The following is a 17,427-nucleotide window of genomic DNA, read 5'->3' as shown; positions in this document are numbered from 1 at the left end:
TGGAACCCTCCATGTCTTTTCCTGCATTTTTTAGTACACCCGGTCCCCGTTAAAGATCGAATTTTTTACGACGACGTAGTCCACTGTGCGGATGACATCGATCTTGCTGCCGCCTGCGTAGGAGATGGCAGATTGGAGGTCCTGTTCCATTTCCACGAGGGTGTCTTTAAGGGAGCCTTTGTGATCCACGTACACTTTTTTACCTTCGACGTTTTTCTTTTCGCCTTTTTGGAACTCTGAAGCAGAGCCGAAGTATTCTTTAACGAGTTTGCCGTCTACTTCTTTTGTTTCTCCCGGTGATTCTTCGTGACCGGCGAAAAGAGACCCGATCATAACCATTGTTGCGCCAAAACGGATGGACTTCGCCACGTCGCCGTGTGTACGGATCCCACCGTCTGCGATAATCGGTTTCGTCGCTGCTTTCGCGCACCAGCGGAGTGCTGCGAGCTGCCAGCCGCCGGTTCCGAAGCCGGTCTTGATTTTTGTTATACATACTTTCCCTGGCCCAATGCCGACTTTTGTCGCGTCTGCGCCGGCGTGCTCAAGCTCCCGTACCGCTTCAGGCGTACCTACGTTACCTGCGATGACGAAGGTTGCAGGCAGGTGGTTTTTAATGTGCTGGATCATGCTGATGACCGCATTGGAGTGGCCATGGGCAATGTCAATTGTGATGTATTCAGGCTTCAGGTTGTCAGCAGCGAGCTCTTCAATAAACCCGTACTCTTCTTCTTTTACCCCGACACTGATGGAGGCGATGAGGCCTTTTTCGTGCATGTCCCGGATAAAAGCCTGACGCTTCTCCGGCTCAAAGCGGTGCATCACATAAAAATAGCCTTTCTCTGCTAAAAATAAAGCAATTTTTTCATCAATAATTGTCTGCATGTTGGCAGGTACAACCGGCAGCTTGAATGTATGAGCGCCGAGTGTGACAGAGGTATCACATTCAGACCGGCTGTTTACGACACATTTCGCTGGAATTAGTTGAATATCTTCATAATCGAATACGTTTTCCATAGCTAACACTCCTAAAAGCGAATATTTATATAATGTTTAATAATTAACGTTCGTACATAGGGTAATGTACACGATTTCTTTACAGTTGTCAAAGTTTTTTGTTGGGATTTTGGCCTTCAAGTGGTGCTGCAGTTGAGGAAGGATCGGTATGGCAACTTTGGAAAATTATGTGGAAATAATGCCATTGGGAGAGGATTGTTTTAATGGATATCGGCGTCATGATTGTCATATTAATTGCGATATGTTCGGTTACGAAGAGCCTGGAGCGTTTCCGGGATAAGATTGTCCGTTAGCGGGAAAATCAGACGGAATGGTTGGCAGAGATCAAGAAAAGATTGGATGATAAGTGAAAAAGCTGCTTCCTGAGGGAGTGGCTTTTTTACGTGGGGTGATTCGCCCTCAAGAAATTTTAAATCAGATTTTATCCGGCTGAAAAATTTCAATCAAAGAAACTTCTGTTACTTGGAACAGTAAGTTTTTCCGAACCTGAAAAATACTCATACGAACTTCTATTCCCTGACAGATTCTGTCACTGGGCTCGTTAAAATAAACGTATAACCTTTAAAGGAGATGATGTCGGTGAGTCGGAATACGGAAATGGTTTTGGGGATTCTGGGTGGATTGCTTGGGTTTGGCGGGGCGTTTTTTGCGTTGTTTATCGGAAGCATTGATGAAGCTGTGAGCGGGAGTACGGAGATGTGGGGGCTTGGCACGAGTGCGTTTTTGTTCAGCATCCTTGGGTTTGCGGGAGCGGTGATTGTGAAGTTAAAGGCGAAGCTGGGAGGGTGGCTTATGATGATCAGCGGTGTTGCGATATTGGTCTCAATCAGTTTGTTTGGCGTCGTCCCTGCGTTATTTCTTGGAGCAGCGGGGCTCATGGGGGTTCTTAGAAAGGAGAAGGTAAAGGCGGCTGTGGCTGCATAGGTCTGATGTATTTTAACCTGAAAAGGAGGAATGGTGATGCTGCCTGTGACTGTGAATCAGGATGGATTGATGATTGGGGAGCTTCGTATCAGTTTTGAGAGAACGCTTCGGATTACGGATGATGAGAAGACGTATCCGCTGCCGCCGAGTCTTGGTACGTTTCCTGTTTGCAGGGTGTCGGATTATAAGGACACAGTGCCGGAGAAGTGGCTTGAGGAAGGTGGCGTGTTTATTCCCGTATACCAGCGGGAAGCAATGTGGCTCAGTTTCAGCGGGACGCCTCATGCTTTGATTGTTGATGCGGGGAACACGAATGCCGTATCGGGTAAAGAACGGTGTACCGAGCTTCAGGCGGATGAGCAAAATTATGTGGTGGCTCCGGATCAGCCGTGGCTGGACGGATTTAATGCCGGGAAGGGGTATATCCGGCAGTTTGTGGCGATGCCTGTGGGGCAGGGGTATTCAGTGGAAGAGCAACTGAGTGATAAAGAACCGCGGGGTGGCCTGTCGTTTACGGTATTTGCCCCGAAGCCCGGGAGAGTGGAGCAGGAGTGCGGCGGGTTTTATTTGCTGACAGACATGCATGTCTGTCAGGATGCAGCAATGGGTATTGCGGCCGGCGGAAAGATGGAGCAGGAAATTTACCCGGATCAATATGGTGTGGATGCGTGGGACAGGAAGACGAAAACTGCTGTGAGGGTTCATTTCGTAAACAGTGAACAATACGAAAGAATGACGGGGGATGCCCCTCCTGACAGTCCGGTGACGGCTGAAGTGTACACGGAGCACGGATTTCCGTGGTTCCGGCTGTACGATGAAGGCAAAGGTGATCTCGCTCCATTTGACAAGCTGAGTAAGGTGAAATCAGTGAAGGATGTTGATAAAGAAAAGCGGGTGCCGGCAGAGAATGAATCATTGCATGTGCCGGACAATCAAATTGTAACTGTGAAAAAGAATTAGTTTTTCTTGGGGGGGGGAGCTGCTCTTCAATGAGCGGGCTATAATAATGCAGAGATTCGCTTATTTGGAATGAAGGGAAGATAAACGTTTGTTTCCAAATCACGTTAAACCGGCATAACACAGGCTGCTTCATTCGTATGTATAACCAAAAAGGGTGAGATGGGTGAAGGAGTTTCGTGATGTGATAACCGCTCCGGAAGAGCACTTGGCTGTTTTAAAAGACGGACTGCCGCAATCGGGAAATCCGAAACGGGTACTCATTGCAGGAGCCGGGATGGCGGGGCTCACGGCGGCTTACCTTTTAAGAAATGCAGGTCATGATGTGACGGTACTGGAAGGGAATACCCGGGTGGGCGGTCGGGTATACACGGTCCGGGAACCGTTCAGTGAAGGGAACTATTGGGAGGCCGGGGCCATGAGAATTCCGGAGCACCACTATCTGGTCAGGGAGCTTGCGGATAAGTTTGATCTTACCCTTATTCCCTACATCAGCAGTACGGACAATGATCTTATTTACGTGAATAACCGGCTTGTGAGGCAGTATGAATATGATGAAAATCCCGGGCTGGTTAACTTCGGGCTGGAGAAAGACGAGCGCGACCAGACCGCAGGAGAGCTTCTGGAAAATGCGCTTAAGCCTTTTTACACGCTTTATATGAATTCAACGGAGGAAGAGCAGCAGCGGCTGAACGAGCAGTTTGAGCCTTATTCAATGGAATCGTTTCTCAGGGACAATCCCTTTGGAGGCTCCTTATCGGAAGACGCTGTTCATATGATAAAAGTGCTGCTTGGTGTAGTGGGCTTTCCAGAGATGTCCTTTATTGATACGTTTAAGGCGATCATTACGACAACGTTCAGTGACGTAACCTTTTCCCAGATTAAAGGCGGGAATGACCAGATCGCCACAGCTTTGTGGGCTCAGATTGAAGGTGATGTGGTTCTCGGGCAGAAGGTGATCCGGATTGTTCAGGACGATACTGGGGTTCAAGTGGTCACCAGAGGTGCTGACGGGCAGGAGTACGTTTATGAAGGTGATCTCCTCATTTCAACGATACCTTTTTCGGCTTTTCAGTTTATCGACATTGAGCCCCGGGAATCGATTGCCCGTGATAAATGGCGGGTCATTCAAACCCTTCCCTACGTGCCGGCTCATAAAGTAGGCCTCGAGTTTACGGAGAAATTCTGGGAGGAAGACGGAATGGAGGGGGGGAGTCTGACGACGGATCTGCCGTATCAGTTTATTTTTTACCCGAGCAGTGCCATCGGCGAGCCGGGCGGGGGCATCATTCAAGGCACCTACAGCTGGGGGGACAGTGCGAGGCTTTGGACCTCACTGTCACCTGAAGAACGGGTCAGAGAGGCACTGGACTTTGTGGCTGCCATTCACGGGCAAAAAGTATACGATACGTTTATCCATGGTGTGTCGTACAACTGGGACGAAAATCCGTTCTCGGCAGGCTGTTTTTCTCTTTACGCTCCTTATCAGTCTGCCAGTTATCCTGAAATTATCATACGGCCCGAGGGTAGGATTCATTTTGCCGGAGAGCACACGTCTGAGCTCCATGCCTGGATTGAAGGGGCTGTTGACTCTGGGGTCCGGGTGGCCAAAGAAATTAATAATGGATGAGAGAGTTGACAGCAGAGGCAACTGGGTGTATAACTAGTTAAAAGCGAATACGAATAACGCGATGACAGGAACAAGTAGCAGTTATCTCCCTGATCCCAGAGAGCCGGTGGTTGGTGCGAACCGGCACAAAGATAATGTGAATTACCTCCTCGAGCTTTCTTTGTGAACCGCCAGTAGCAAAGAACGGATCAGCCCGTTAGCCAAATTGAGTGGAAGAACATTGTGTTCTTTAACAAGGGTGGTACCGCGTGTAAACCATACAGCCACGTCCCTTTTTTCAGGGATGTGGCTTTTTTGTATTCAAAAAGCGGTTTTTGTATAGAGTGTTGCTTTTCAATATAAAAAATGGAGCAAAAGGCGGTGACTTCCGCGGAAAGTGTCCGTAGGGGAAATTACCATTGAAAAACCAATAATTTTTACGATTAGAGTTATAAAAAAAATGGAGGAATTGAACATGGGTAAATGGACAGAAGAACTGACGCAGGAACAAATCACTGAAGTGAACAGGCAGATGGCTATTTACCGAAAAGGGGTTCAGGAGCTTATTCCTTCTGAAGATCTAGAGCGGAAAGTAGCGAAGGCAGTCAGTGAAAAACGGCCGCTTAAAATAAAGCTGGGTCTTGATCCTTCAGCGCCGGACGTGCATCTCGGGCATACGGTCGTCCTGAACAAAATCAGGCAGTTTCAGGAAAACGGGCACACAATCCAGATTATTATCGGCGACTTCACAGGTAAGATCGGTGACCCGACAGGAAAGTCGGTTGCGAGACAGCAGCTAACCGATGAAGAGGTAAAGGAAAACGCCAGGACGTACTTTGAGCAGTTCGGCAAAGTCGTGGACATGGAAAAGGTGGAGCTTCACTACAACTCTAAGTGGCTCTCGAAGCTTGACTTTGAAGACGTGATTAATATGGCCGGTAAAATTACAGTGGCGCGTCTTCTGGAGCGGGATGATTTTGAAAAACGGATGGATGATCATAAACCCATCTCACTTCATGAGTTTTTCTACCCTCTCATGCAAGGCTACGATTCGGTTGTCCTGGAAAGTGACGTTGAGCTCGGCGGAACAGATCAGCACTTTAACATATTGATGGGCCGTCACTTTCAGGAAAAGTACGGAAAAGAAAAGCAGGTGGCCATGCTCATGCCTCTTCTTGAAGGTCTTGATGGGGTAGAGAAGATGTCAAAATCGAAGAAGAACTACATCGGCATTGATGAAAGCCCGAATGAGATGTTCGGCAAAGCCATGTCGATTCCGGATGAATTAATGATCAAGTACTTTGAACTGGTGACGGACACAGGGCCTGAGGAAATAGATGAGATGCGCACTCAGATTGAAACGGGGGAGCTTCACCCGAGGGACGCGAAGATGAAGCTTGGGAAAACAATCGTGAAAATGTATCACGATGAAAAGAAAGCAGCTGAAGCGGAAAAGCATTTTATTTCAGTATTCAGTGAGCGTCTCGTTCCTGAAGATATCCCTGTTGTGAAATGGACAGGGGAGGATGAAGTGGGTGTGCTGGATCTGCTTGTTGAATTGAACCTGCTTACTTCGAAAAGTGAAGCCCGGAGAATGATTCAAAACCGTGGTGTCAGCCTGGATGGTGATAAGGTGGAAGATCCGAAACTTCAGGTTAGTGTGAAGGTTGGAATGGTGGTGCAAGTAGGAAAGAGGAAGTTTGTGAAAATTGAGATGTAAGGATCAGGAAGAGGCTGGGACATAAAGAAAGAATTAGCTGAGAATCCGAACAATGCAGGAGCGGTTTATTTGCACCGCATATGGTTTGTTCGGATCCTCGTTGACTAAAACACTTCTGTCCCAGCCTCTTCCTACGTTTTTTAGTAGAAATAGGCCTAACCCGTTAATTGAGCTCAGGAAGCCGTGAATCATGTTTGCAAAGCCGTTTAAAACGTCCTCTAAGCCGTTAATCACTCTCTATCATTTTTTACTTCAATACAATCATTGAACCAATTTCATAATGCAATTTCTTAAAAAGCCTACACTCTCAGAATAATTGTTATATCGTTTTAAAAAAATTGATCTATTAACTTTGGTGTTGATTTTCGCTCCAGGACGCTCGCTTGCCGCGGGTATTGCTTCAGCTTCCTCGGGAAGAGCACCCTGCGGGATCTTCAGCTAATGCTATTCCCGCAGGCGTCTCGCACCTTACGCTACAATCAACGGTATCCTGCATGTCATTAAGCTGCTGCTAAATTTGTTGAAGATTGTTTTTGGGCAAGTCTCATGCTGGATAATTTCATGCCATTGTATACCATGGCAACTAAATCAAAATGGACTTTGGCTCGTTTTCCTGTTCGATATCTTACATTGTTCAACTGAAAGAATTCTTTGAGGTATCCAATAACCCGTTCAACGGAGCTCCGTTCCTTGAATCGCTCTTTCCAGGCAATGGAGCCACGTGCAGGTGCACTATAACACCGTAAATCAGATGCTATTTTTATCTTGAAGACCTTTTGGCATAAGGAGTCTTCAGCCAGTGGCAATCTATACATTCCTTCGGACGAGTATATTTTAACGCTTGATACTTTTGATCGAAGCTATCCGGGTAGAGGGAGTATTAAAACCTACCTTTTTCAAATTGGCTACAACCTGATGATTAATAAAATAAACAGGCGAAAAGAGTGGAATCAGCTTCTACCGTTTCTTGTACCTGACATGGAGGCTCCGGTGATGCTTATTGACCGTTTGACGATCCGGGAAGCCATACTTACCCTTCCGGAAAAACAAAGGGCGGCTGTTGTTCTTACTATTATCATGATCTTGCCCACAAAGACATAGCGGACGTGCTGTCCATTCCCGAGGGCACAGTTAAATCACGGATTTATACGGCTGTTCAATCACTCAAGTGCACACTGGAGGGAGAAGAAAATGAAGAAAGAAAACGGGGATGATCGAAAAGAAGCTGAGGAATTTGTAAAGTACCACGTGAAAACTGACCAAATTGAGGTTCCTGAATTTCCCATGAGACACTCAAGAGCCAGCCCGGCAGCAAACCCTTTTGAACCGGTTGTGGATCGTGGCGGAGTTGTGGTCCTCGTCCCTATGATAACCGGTGCTGTATGTATGCTGCTGCAGGCAGGCTTGTTCTTACTAATTATGAATTAGTGCTCTCAGAGAATAGGTCGGAAAAATCAGGACTGACTTTTTTACTGCTTGAGATGGCCGTTTCCCCATTTACACATGGAATCGAGGATCGGCCTGAGGCTCTGCCCGTAATCGCTGAGGGCATATTCTACTTTTGGGGGTACCTGGTTATAAACGGTTCTTGTAATAACACCGTCGGACTCCAGTTCCCTCAGCTGTTGTGTAAGCATTTTCTGGGTAACTTGAGGCATCAGCTTTTTCAGCTCGCTCGTTCTTTTTTTACCAGTTTCCAAATGGCATAAAATGATGACTTTCCATTTTCCGCCGATCACTTTTAAAGTCGCCTCAACAGGCATCAGATATTGACTCACCAGCGTTCATCTCCTTTACAGGTACTTTTTGGTGCCTACCGCACAAAAAAGTGCGTACTTCTTACTTCCACCGCTACTGTTTATACTATTAACTATAGCATGTAAAGAAGGGGAGATCAGGATGTTTGTGATATATGGGAGCACCCGTGCAGGCGGAAATTCCGAACGATTGGCGAAAGAAATAACGAAAGGTCTGGAAACGGAGGAGGTCGTGCTCCGGGAGAAAAGGGTTTTGGATATTGTTGACAGGCGGCATGGCTCTGATGGTTTTGAGCGGATGTGTGATGATTATTATGATGTTTTGGGCCGGATGCTTACCCATGAAACGATTATGTTTGTTACTCCGTTATACTGGTACGGCATGAGCGGAACGATGAAACGGTTCATTGACAGGTGGAGTGAAAGCTTACGGGATGAACGAATGAATTTCAGAGAAAAAATGAAGGGGAAACGGATGTATGTGGTTGTTTCCGGAGGGGACGACCCTAAACAAAAGGCGCTACCTCTGATTCTGCAGTTTCAACATATATTCGCCTTTTTCGGAGCCCAATTTGAAGGGTATGTAATCGGTAACGGTAATAAGCCTGGAGACATTGCAAAAGATCAACTGGCGAAGAATGAGGCTGCGAGTTTGAACGGAGAATTGAAGAGCCAGGGCTGTATGAAGTGAAAATCACCTTAGTAGATGTAAGATCATTCACAGCGGCTAAGATACCTTGATAAAGAAAAATCTATCCCCCTCCTACTCCCACAGGCAGGGGGATTTGATTGTATATTACTTAATGCTGTAATTCCCGGAGGATCTTCTTTTATCGATTTCCTCAAAGAACTTCATATTCTGTTCCTGTGGTGTAGTCTTGGCAGGTTGTTGATTCACGGTATTCTTATTGTTGGCTCTTTCAGATTGTTGATCGGTTTTGTTTTGTTTTTGATTACTCATGATTCAATCACCTCAATTTTTGTTTGGATCCTGAGTGACCAAACGACAATAAGCTTATCTCACCATTGGGTGATTTACTTTCCGGTAGGAGGCAGCAAATGGACTTGGATGGTGGAGACACAAAAATAGCCGGAAAAGAACAGAGGTCACCCACTGACTTTCCCAGCTTATAATGTAGCGCTATTGTCTACTTATTTCCACGGGACTTTAAATAAAATTGTATGGTCATCACCAATCAATTTTTAGTATAACGTGTTCAAGGTTCCAATTCAAGGCAGGAAAGCGAATTGTAACCTTTTTGTCATTTAGGTTTTAAGATAAAGGTGATATAACTCGTGTCACGTTTAAAGTCCCAGACAACGAATTTATCCTGTACGTGGACATTGAGGAGGCTTTCAACCAACTTCGGATCGAGAAGGCGCTTTTCGAGCTTTCTCTTTGCAAGTCTGAGCTGATCGGAGAATCCGGTGCTGATCATTTCCTTTTCAATCTCAACCATGATGCCGTGACGTTCTATGACGAGTGTGCGGTCATTTAAAAAATAGGAATCAATATGTTCGGGGCCTTTTTGTGCAATTTCACACACTTTTATAATATGATCATGAATGCGTTCCTTTTCTTTATAGTATGGAAAAGGGAGGGGAGTATCATCCACACATTCTTCATCAATAATTCCAATAATGAAGCCTGACTGATTTTGCATATCCCAGTCATAATATACGTTGCTTATCCCTACATTTAACATGCCGCGAATCTGGCCTTTAAATTCTGGAATCAGTTCCTCCATTAACATATCCCTTGTTTCTTCAATCTTGATTTCCCTGTTCTGCCTGGCCAATACCTTTTCCATCGGGGCCAGGAAGTCCTGAAGATAGATGGTAATAAACGGATGCTCAATCGATACATAAACAGATGAGGGACCTTTTCCGAAATTGTCCCGCAGGAGTTTTCCGGTGAAACTGGCGAGTTCAGCGTAATCTGCAGTTTTTTCCACTTATTTTTCGACTCCTTTATTTTGTTTTCTTCGTTTACCTTTCCTTAAAACGCGTGATTGTAAACCATCTGGAGGAGGATGTGTTGGTGCCCTGCTTTTTTTCAGGGGGAAAAGGGAGGGGAAACCCCGCTAAAAGTGTATGCGAGCTGCTAAACGGTTCGATGGCATGTCTAACCTGATTAAACACTTCCTGACATGTTTCAATGCCCAAAGTAAGTCCAAGTGACTGGTACAGACTACTGAGGAGTTTGTTTTAAATCAGGGGTGGCGGCTCTTTTTTGGGAAAGCACAAACTAACCAGGCAGTTATAATGTGCCTGGTTATTCATATACACTATGCAATTATTATCGGGCACAAAGTCAGGAGGAATTATTTGTTGTCATCGTAATATTGAAGGGCTATACGTGAGTAATTACGCAAAGGAAGGGGTCGGAGGGAAAGGCTGACAGATTGAGGCATTGATGTATCTTTCTGGGCTTGTATTAATGAATGATACATGGCACGGCCGGCGGGGGCATTGGCAGAATGAATGGTAATCCGTTTGGCAAAAAGATTTTCTTTCACCATCATATGGACCAGCATAAGTCCGTTTCTTTGCTTGCTTACTAAATCGTGATCGAGAGAGAGATGCTCAATGTTGAAATTTTGAAGCAGTGCTTTACACTCATCAATGGTTTCGACGAGGACATACCCTTCTGGTGCTGCTCGGTAATCATCGAGAAATACGTTTATCGTTTCCACGTTTTATTCCTCCTCTCTTAAATAAAGGGTTCATGCAACCTTAACATGATACAAACATAAACGAAAGGGGATGAGGATCCTGTCCCATTTTATTTCCATTTCCTTCTAAACTTAGTCTTACTACCAGTAAACCATACTTTTTGAGAAAAGAAACGGGAAGTTTGTCACAACACTAAAAAAAGATCGTCGATTGCCCAAAAAAATTGCTAATTTTTTTCGACAAATTGCCTTTTTGAGAAAAAATCTACTGTTCTCGTCTGTTAAAAGTACAGTGTAAGGAAGGCTTCTCTCCCCATTTCAGATAAAAGTATTGTAAGATAGACAGATATATAATGAGAAAATCAGGTGAAAACATGGAACACGTTGAATCACAGAAAGATAAAGTACAGCTGTTTTTACGAATTTTATGGCCGATCATGGTTACACAGGTAAGCCTCTACGCTATGAACATGGTAGATACATTGATGTCAGGAAGAGTCGGCACTGATGACCTGGCCGGTGTCGCCATCGGTTCAAGCCTGTGGATGCCTGTATTTACTGGAATTAACGGAATTCTTCTTGCCGTTACAACAATAGTGGCCCAGCTTATGGGGAGTGGGCGTAAAGACAGGATATCAGAAGCTGTCACCCAGTCGGTATACCTGGCGATGGTGCTGGCAGTCATTGTTGTTGCCCTGGGGTTTTTTGCTCTTGATCATATCATGACATTTATGAATTTAACGCCGGAAGTGACCCATATCTCTTTTCATTATTTAATCGGTCTTTCTTTTGGCATCGTGCCTTTGTTTCTTGCTAGCGTTCTGCGGAACTTTTTCGACGGGCAGGGATTTACCCGGATTACGATGATTATCACGGTCATTGCGGTACCGTTTAATGTGCTGTTAAATTACGGTTTTATTTTCGGGAACTTCGGCCTCCCTGCCCTAGGGGGCATCGGTGCAGGCTATGCCACTGCGGCAACATACTGGATCATTTTCTTTGTGAGTGTGGCGATGACATTTAAAGTACCGGTCCTCAGGCGTTACCAGGTTTTTGTAAAGTGGTTCAGACCTTCATGGAAGGCGTGGAAAGAGCAGCTTTCCATCGGGGTGCCGATCGGATTGTCCATCTTTTTTGAATCGAGTATTTTTGCGGTTGTCACACTTCTTATGGGGATGATGTTTACAACCGTAACGATTGCAGCCCACCAGATTGCGTTAAGCTTCACGTCCCTTATTTTTATGATTCCGTTAAGTATCTCCATGGCACTCACGATTGTCGTTGGTTTCTCAGTCGGAGGCCGGCGGATTCAGGCCGCAAAACAGTACGGGCGTCTCGGGGTGCTGGGCGGCATCGGCATTTTAGCTGTCGGGGCCGTGTTTCTCTACTTTTTCAGGGAGCAGATCGCCTACTTGTATACGACCGACCGGGATGTGGTCCTCATGGCGGGACAGTTCATCATTATCGCTATTATCTTTCAGCTTTCTGATGCGGCCCAGTCCGGACTTCAGGGCGTTCTTCGAGGGTACAAAGACGTAAAAGTGCCGTTCATTACGGCTTTTACCTCCTATTGGCTGATAGGAATTCCGGCGGGCTACAGCCTGGCTGCTTTTTCTCCACTCGGACCTTTCGGACTCTGGGTTGGCATTACACTGGGGCTGACGTGTGCTGCAATCGGATTTTTTGTAAGACTGCAGATTGTCCAGCGACGGGCAGAGCTTGCGGCTGACAACTAAAGAGGAAATGTTGCGCCGCCCGGCTATCGGGCGGCGTTTGTTTATTGTGGGTTTGTGTGTATTTTTGCGTGATTTGTGTAAAGATATGCCGGGTTTAGGTTAAGATAACACGGCTGAATGTTAAGATAACCAGATCCGCATACATAAAAATGGAAACCGACCTGGGGAACCTGTAATAATTCCATATATGACGGGTTTTTATGCTCTCAGGATGGGTAATACTTAAAAAGAGAGGACACAGTCTCAAATAACTCAACAACAAAGGATCCTTTTTTCAGAAAGGACCTTTTTATTTTTATCCTGCACGGAGAGAGGAAGATGAAGGTGGTAAAGAAACGTGGAGTCGAATCTAACCGGTCTCAGCAGATTCATTTTTCCGGCCGGAACCTGTTGTCCGGCATTCTGTTTGGTCTTGGTCTCATTGCTTTCTTTGATGAAGTGGTTTTCCACCAGCTGCTCAGATGGCATCATTTTTACGACCGTTCAACAACGGATATTGGATTGATTTCAGATGGACTCTTTCACGCATTCAGCTGGTTTGCGACAATCGGAGGCTTGTTTATGTTTGCAGATCTGCGCAGACGGCAGGCTTTGTGGATGAAACGCTGGCTCGGCGGGGTATTTCTTGGTGCGGGAACCTTTCAGCTTTATGACGGAATTGTTCAGCATAAAATAATGAGGATTCACCAGATTCGCTACGTTGACAATGTGATTGTTTATGACATTGTGTGGAATGCAGGTGCAGCGATGATGATAGCCATAGGCGTTTTTCTATTGTATAAGACGAGACAGCACCGTAAAGAAGAGGTGGCACAGTGATCATTGTGCAGCATATTCATTCCAGTGGACACGAAATAGGGGTGCTTCCCCAGGTTTTATTAGCCCTTCCTTTTGTTTTGGCCTTTATGTTCTACATCACTTGTGTCGTGATATCAAGAAAAAACCAACGGTCGTGGCCGGTTCACCGGACAACCCTCTGGACTCTGGGCATACTGTGTGCGTTAACAGCTGTTATCGGCCCGGTAGCGGTTCAGGCTCATGGGAACTTTACATTACATATGCTTGGCCACCTGCTTCTTGGCATGATCGCGCCACTATTAATGGTACTTGCAGCACCGGTCACCCTTTTACTGAGGACATTTTCCGTACCGGCTGCCCGTAAGGTAACCAAGGTGTTAAAAAGCAAACCACTGCATCTTTTTACCAACCCCGTGTTTGCTTCCATATTGAACATGGGAGGTCTTTGGGTCCTTTATACAACGAATCTTTTCCCTGCTATGCACGAACATACGTGGCTCCATATCCTCATTCATTTTCACGTCTTTCTCGCAGGATATCTTTTCACCATCTCAATGATCTACATCGACCCGATGCCCCATGGCTATCCTTATCTTTACCGGGGTGTGGTTCTTGTCCTTGCTTTAGCGAGTCACGGTATTTTATCAAAGTACATTTATGCCAACCCTCCGTCCGGAGTTGCAGCAGCCGATGCTCAAACAGGCGGGATGCTCATGTATTATGGAGGGGATGCGGTGGATATCATCATCATTTTCATTTTGTGCCTTCACTGGTACCGGTCCGCACGGCCGAAAATCCCGCAATTTGAAAAAAATAGGACCGGTTGGAAAGCTGACACTACCTAAACCGGTATGTAAAGGCAAGCCGACTCATTCTTTTCCTTTAAAGAAGAATGAGTCAGCTGGCCTTTTTTTATTGGAAATTTAATGATTGCTATTTGGGGAAATTCCCGCTATGTTTGATCATAGACGAGAGACGAGAAAGGTATTTTTAATGATATGAAAGAGTAAAGGGGGAGCGTGAAAATGCCAGTCATTTTAGCCGAAAAACCAAGTCAGGCAAAGGCCTATGCAGAGGCGTTTTCCAATGTAAAAAAAGGCGACGGGTTTCTTTCCATACCAGCGTGCCAGCAGTTTCCGGGCGGGGCAAAGCTCACGTGGGGGATCGGACATTTAGTCGAACTGAAAAATCCGAGCGAATATAAAGGCGAGTGGAAGCGCTGGTCACTTGGCACCCTTCCCATCGTACCCGAGCGTTTTGAGTTTAAACCTACCCGCCGGACAATGAAGCAGTTTAATGTCGTGAAGCGCCTTCTCAAGGAAGCAGACGAAATTATCGTTGCCACAGACTGCGACCGCGAAGGGGAAAACATTGCCCGCAGTATCATCTCCATGAGCGGGGCATGGAGTAAACCAACCAGACGGTTGTGGATTAACAGCCTTGAAGTGGACGAAGTACGAAAAGGTTTTGCGAGCCTGAAGGAAGGGGAACGCTATCTGCCCCTTTACGAAGAAGCTCAGGCGCGTCAGGTCGGCGACTGGCTTGTGGGCATCAATACGAGCCGACTGTATACTCTCCTCCTGAAGCAAAAAGGAATTGAAGACGTATTCAGCGTAGGGCGGGTCCAGACCCCGACGTTAAATCTTATTTACGAGCGGCAAAAAGAAATTGAAAACTTCAAGCCTGAACCGTTTTTTGAAATTGAAGGAACGTTTCACACAGAAGCAGGCACGTATAAAGGAAAAATGAAAGGCCGTTACAAAACGAAAGAAGAAGTCAGCCGGATGCTTGACGGCAAGGGGGTTTCTGAGCGGGAAACCGGGCTGGTAAAAGACGTGAAGAAACAGGTGAAGCACCAGAAGCCACCAAAGCTTCACTCGCTGTCAACCCTCCAGTCGGCGATGAACAAAAAGTACAAGTACAGCCCGTCAAAAGTACTGAAGATCGTTCAAAGTCTGTATGATCAGCCGTTAAAACTTGTTACCTACCCAAGAACTGATACCCAGCACATCACACACAGCGAGTTTTCGTATTTGAAGAACAACCTTTCTGCCTATCAGAAGGTAGCCGGAGCTGATTTTGAGCCTGCATCTCTCAACCCCAATAAGCGCTATGTGGATGATGCGAAAGTGCAGGAACACTATGCGATCATTCCAACGAAAAAGATTCCCCAGGCAAGAACGGTGGAAGGGCTCCGGCAGGACCAGCGGAATGTCTACATGGAGATCGTCAACAGCGCTCTGGCCATGTTTCATCATGATTACGTGTATGAGGAAACAACAATTACAACGGATGTAAAGACGCTTGATTTTTTTACCCGGGGAAGAGTCGAGAAGGATCGCGGGTGGAAAGAGCTGTTCTATAAAGGAGACAGCAAAAAGAAGGACGGCGACACCCTCCTGCCCCCTGTGGTAAAAGGCATGACAGCCGAGGCGAAAGTGAATGTGACGGAAGATGAGACGAAGCCCCCAAAACCATTCACCGAGGGCCAGCTCATTACGATGATGAAAACATGTGGCCAGATGATCGATGAAGATGAGGAAGTTCGTGCCACACTGAAGGAAGTGGAGGGGCTCGGTACAGAGGCCACCCGCAGCAGCATTATTGAAACATTAATCAAGCAGGAATACATTAAAGTGAATAAAAACATCGTATCTGTGACCGAAAAGGGCCGGATTCTCTGTGAAGCTGTGAGTGGCACACTCCTTGCCAAACCCGCCATGACAGCGAAGTGGGAAAAATACTTAAAGAAAATCGGTCAGGGTGCCGGAAAAAAGACGGCCTTTATCGACAACACCATTGCCTTTACCCATAAAATTGTAGAAGATGCAGGTGAGGTTGTAGCAAAGCTTGAAGTGAGTGAAGCGGCCAAGTCACAGGTGAGCGGAAAGGGCCGTGGAAAAGGCGGGAAGTGGGCTCCGGCAGAACCGGTTGCCTCGTGTCCTGCCTGTGGAAAAGGGCAGATTATGGACAGAAAGACGTTCTACGGCTGCTCTGAGTACAAAGCCGGATGCAAGCAGACATTCAACAAGAGGATTTTAGGCAAAACTCTCTCAAAAACCGCCATTAAACAGCTTTGTGAAAAGGGAAAAACAAATAAAATCAAAGGCTTCAAAGGAAAGAAACCGTTTGATGCCTCTCTCGTATTGAAAGACGGAAAAGTGGAATTTGATTTTGTAAATCAATAGCTTTCAACAGCAGTCCTGGTAAGGGGGCTGCTGTTTTTCGATTTTGGAGTGTCACTTTGAATAAAAAATAATAGTGTAAGAGTAAGGAGACAAACCTGTCAGGAGCAGAAAAGGAGGTTTTATATGGGTAAGATTTTCAAGATGTTTGTACTATGCTCTTTAGCCTTGATTGTAGGTACCACCGGCGTGATGGCCCAAATGAAAAAAACGTCTTTTGTAGCGCTGGGTGACTCCATTCCTTTTGGTTTTAATCTTGGTGAAGATAACACGAACCCTGCTGAAGAAGCCTTTCCTTTTCTCATGGGTATGATAGGAAAGGGAGACGTCAATAATCTGGGAGTACCGATGTGGAAGACGGATGACCTGCTCAAAGCCGTTGAACATGATCCTGTTTTTCGTGATACGATCGGGCAGGCAGACCTCATTACGGTGAATATCGGAAGCAATGATTTACTCCAGGCTCTACATGACGCTTTTTATCGTAGTTTTTGGGATTCATCCAGGTTTTCAGAATACCTGTTCGAAGAGATTGATAACAGGGAATTATATAATAACCTGGAAAGAATTCTGATTGAGATTCGTATGTTGTCTGATGCTCCGGTCCTTCTTTATAATATCTACAATCCTTTTCAGGAGGACGATCCACTCTACAATGTGGCGTTGCATGTGTTACCTGAGGTCAACAACCACCTGGAAATGATAACCCAGCAATGCAATAATGATAACGTTATTCTTATTGATGCTTTTGGTGTATTTCAAACCGGAGAAGGTGACTATGTTCTGGAATCTGATATCCACCCTACACGTTCAGGCCATCAGCGATTAGCACAAATTGGCATAGAAGCCATAGATAAGCATAAGCTGCAACAAAAAGAGGAACAGCGTCCATGCGCTGCTCCTCTTTTTAACTATGGATTTGCTAGAAATAACATGTTGATTGCACAGACACTCCCTGCACGAAAAGCGCGTTCCGGGTAAACCCCGATGCCTCATAGCGATGAGAAATCTCCCGAACCGCCCGCGGGGCAATGAGCGGAAATCAACTTACG

At 45.9% G+C, this 17,427-nt stretch carries 17 protein-coding genes, 1 pseudogene and 1 other annotated feature; of the genes and pseudogenes, 12 read left to right on the top strand and 6 right to left on the bottom strand.

Going from position 1 to position 17,427, the window contains the following annotated elements:
• Positions 1-30: 30 nt before the first annotated feature.
• On the bottom strand, positions 31-1,014 hold the full coding sequence (gene guaC / locus JSY36_RS10570; protein ID WP_205166370.1) for a GMP reductase: 984 nt from the start codon (positions 1,012-1,014) through the stop codon (positions 31-33).
• A 579-nt stretch (positions 1,015-1,593) separates the two neighbouring features.
• Here guaC and JSY36_RS10565 point away from each other — a divergent pair.
• From JSY36_RS10565 to tyrS, 4 genes are all read left to right on the top strand, one after another.
• Positions 1,594-1,938: a DUF4064 domain-containing protein gene (locus JSY36_RS10565; protein ID WP_205166369.1), complete on the top strand. Its 345-nt coding sequence runs from the start codon at positions 1,594-1,596 to the stop codon at positions 1,936-1,938.
• Positions 1,939-1,974: 36 nt separating this feature from the next.
• Positions 1,975-2,898 (top strand): hypothetical protein, encoded by a 924-nt coding sequence (locus JSY36_RS10560; RefSeq protein ID WP_205166368.1) that lies wholly within the window; start codon positions 1,975-1,977, stop codon positions 2,896-2,898.
• 163 nt (positions 2,899-3,061) lie between these two features.
• Positions 3,062-4,525 (top strand): flavin monoamine oxidase family protein, encoded by a 1,464-nt coding sequence (locus tag JSY36_RS10555; protein ID WP_336511473.1) that lies wholly within the window; start codon positions 3,062-3,064, stop codon positions 4,523-4,525.
• 52 nt (positions 4,526-4,577) lie between these two features.
• Positions 4,578-4,801, top strand: a binding site (T-box leader).
• A gap of 178 nt (positions 4,802-4,979) precedes the next feature.
• Complete coding sequence (gene tyrS, locus JSY36_RS10550; RefSeq protein ID WP_205166367.1) at positions 4,980-6,224, top strand: tyrosine--tRNA ligase; 1,245 nt, start codon at positions 4,980-4,982, stop codon at positions 6,222-6,224.
• 500 nt (positions 6,225-6,724) lie between these two features.
• Here tyrS and JSY36_RS10545 read toward each other — a convergent pair.
• Positions 6,725-7,104: pseudogene (locus tag JSY36_RS10545) on the bottom strand (transposase); the annotation flags it as partial.
• 226 nt (positions 7,105-7,330) lie between these two features.
• On the opposite strand from JSY36_RS10545, the gene JSY36_RS20475 reads away from it, so the two are divergent.
• Together JSY36_RS20475 and JSY36_RS10535 are read left to right on the top strand one after the other, a co-directional pair.
• Positions 7,331-7,438, top strand: a complete 108-nt coding sequence (locus JSY36_RS20475) for a hypothetical protein (protein WP_336511472.1) — start codon at positions 7,331-7,333, stop codon at positions 7,436-7,438.
• Positions 7,416-7,652 carry a hypothetical protein gene (locus JSY36_RS10535; protein ID WP_205166366.1) on the top strand — a complete coding sequence of 79 codons (237 nt, stop codon included), beginning with the start codon at positions 7,416-7,418 and terminating at the stop codon, positions 7,650-7,652. The genes JSY36_RS20475 and JSY36_RS10535 overlap by 23 nt, the downstream gene beginning before the upstream one ends.
• Before the next feature lie 41 nt (positions 7,653-7,693).
• Here JSY36_RS10535 and JSY36_RS10530 read toward each other — a convergent pair whose 3' ends face one another.
• On the bottom strand, positions 7,694-7,987 hold the full coding sequence (locus tag JSY36_RS10530) for a winged helix-turn-helix transcriptional regulator (protein ID WP_205166438.1): 294 nt from the start codon (positions 7,985-7,987) through the stop codon (positions 7,694-7,696).
• A 136-nt stretch (positions 7,988-8,123) separates the two neighbouring features.
• Here JSY36_RS10530 and JSY36_RS10525 point away from each other — a divergent pair, with 136 nt between their 5' ends.
• Positions 8,124-8,672, top strand: coding sequence for a flavodoxin family protein (locus JSY36_RS10525; protein ID WP_205166365.1), 549 nt, complete (start codon positions 8,124-8,126; stop codon positions 8,670-8,672).
• A gap of 105 nt (positions 8,673-8,777) precedes the next feature.
• Here JSY36_RS10525 and JSY36_RS10520 read toward each other — a convergent pair whose 3' ends face one another.
• The 3 genes from JSY36_RS10520 to JSY36_RS10510 form a co-directional block, all read right to left on the bottom strand.
• Positions 8,778-8,942 (bottom strand): hypothetical protein, encoded by a 165-nt coding sequence (locus JSY36_RS10520; RefSeq protein WP_205166364.1) that lies wholly within the window; start codon positions 8,940-8,942, stop codon positions 8,778-8,780.
• Between the two features lie 301 nt (positions 8,943-9,243).
• Positions 9,244-9,936: a Na-translocating system protein MpsC family protein gene (locus JSY36_RS20845; protein ID WP_205166363.1), complete on the bottom strand. Its 693-nt coding sequence runs from the start codon at positions 9,934-9,936 to the stop codon at positions 9,244-9,246.
• A gap of 369 nt (positions 9,937-10,305) precedes the next feature.
• A complete protein-coding gene (locus tag JSY36_RS10510) occupies positions 10,306-10,677 on the bottom strand; it encodes a cyclic-phosphate processing receiver domain-containing protein (protein WP_205166362.1) in 372 nt (123 codons plus the stop codon).
• A gap of 353 nt (positions 10,678-11,030) precedes the next feature.
• On the opposite strand from JSY36_RS10510, the gene JSY36_RS10505 reads away from it, so the two are divergent.
• From JSY36_RS10505 to JSY36_RS10485, 5 genes are all read left to right on the top strand, one after another.
• A complete protein-coding gene (locus JSY36_RS10505; RefSeq protein ID WP_205166361.1) occupies positions 11,031-12,392 on the top strand; it encodes an MATE family efflux transporter in 1,362 nt (453 codons plus the stop codon).
• Positions 12,393-12,710: 318 nt separating this feature from the next.
• Positions 12,711-13,211 (top strand): DUF2243 domain-containing protein, encoded by a 501-nt coding sequence (locus JSY36_RS10500; protein ID WP_205166360.1) that lies wholly within the window; start codon positions 12,711-12,713, stop codon positions 13,209-13,211.
• Positions 13,208-14,035, top strand: a complete 828-nt coding sequence (locus JSY36_RS10495) for a cytochrome c oxidase assembly protein (protein ID WP_419466038.1) — start codon at positions 13,208-13,210, stop codon at positions 14,033-14,035. Before JSY36_RS10500 ends, JSY36_RS10495 begins: the two co-directional genes overlap by 4 nt.
• A gap of 180 nt (positions 14,036-14,215) precedes the next feature.
• Entirely contained in the window at positions 14,216-16,378 is a 2,163-nt protein-coding gene (locus tag JSY36_RS10490; RefSeq protein WP_205166359.1) for a type IA DNA topoisomerase, read from the top strand.
• Positions 16,379-16,501: 123 nt separating this feature from the next.
• Complete coding sequence (locus JSY36_RS10485; RefSeq protein ID WP_205166358.1) at positions 16,502-17,356, top strand: GDSL-type esterase/lipase family protein; 855 nt, start codon at positions 16,502-16,504, stop codon at positions 17,354-17,356.
• Positions 17,357-17,427 lie beyond the last annotated feature (71 nt).

The sequence above is a fragment of the Alteribacter salitolerans genome (assembly GCF_016901055.1).
Taxonomy (GTDB): domain Bacteria; phylum Bacillota; class Bacilli; order Bacillales; family Salisediminibacteriaceae; genus Alteribacter; species Alteribacter keqinensis.
The sequence above is the reverse complement of the archived record's forward strand: the minus strand, read 5'-3'. Positions and strand labels throughout refer to the sequence as shown.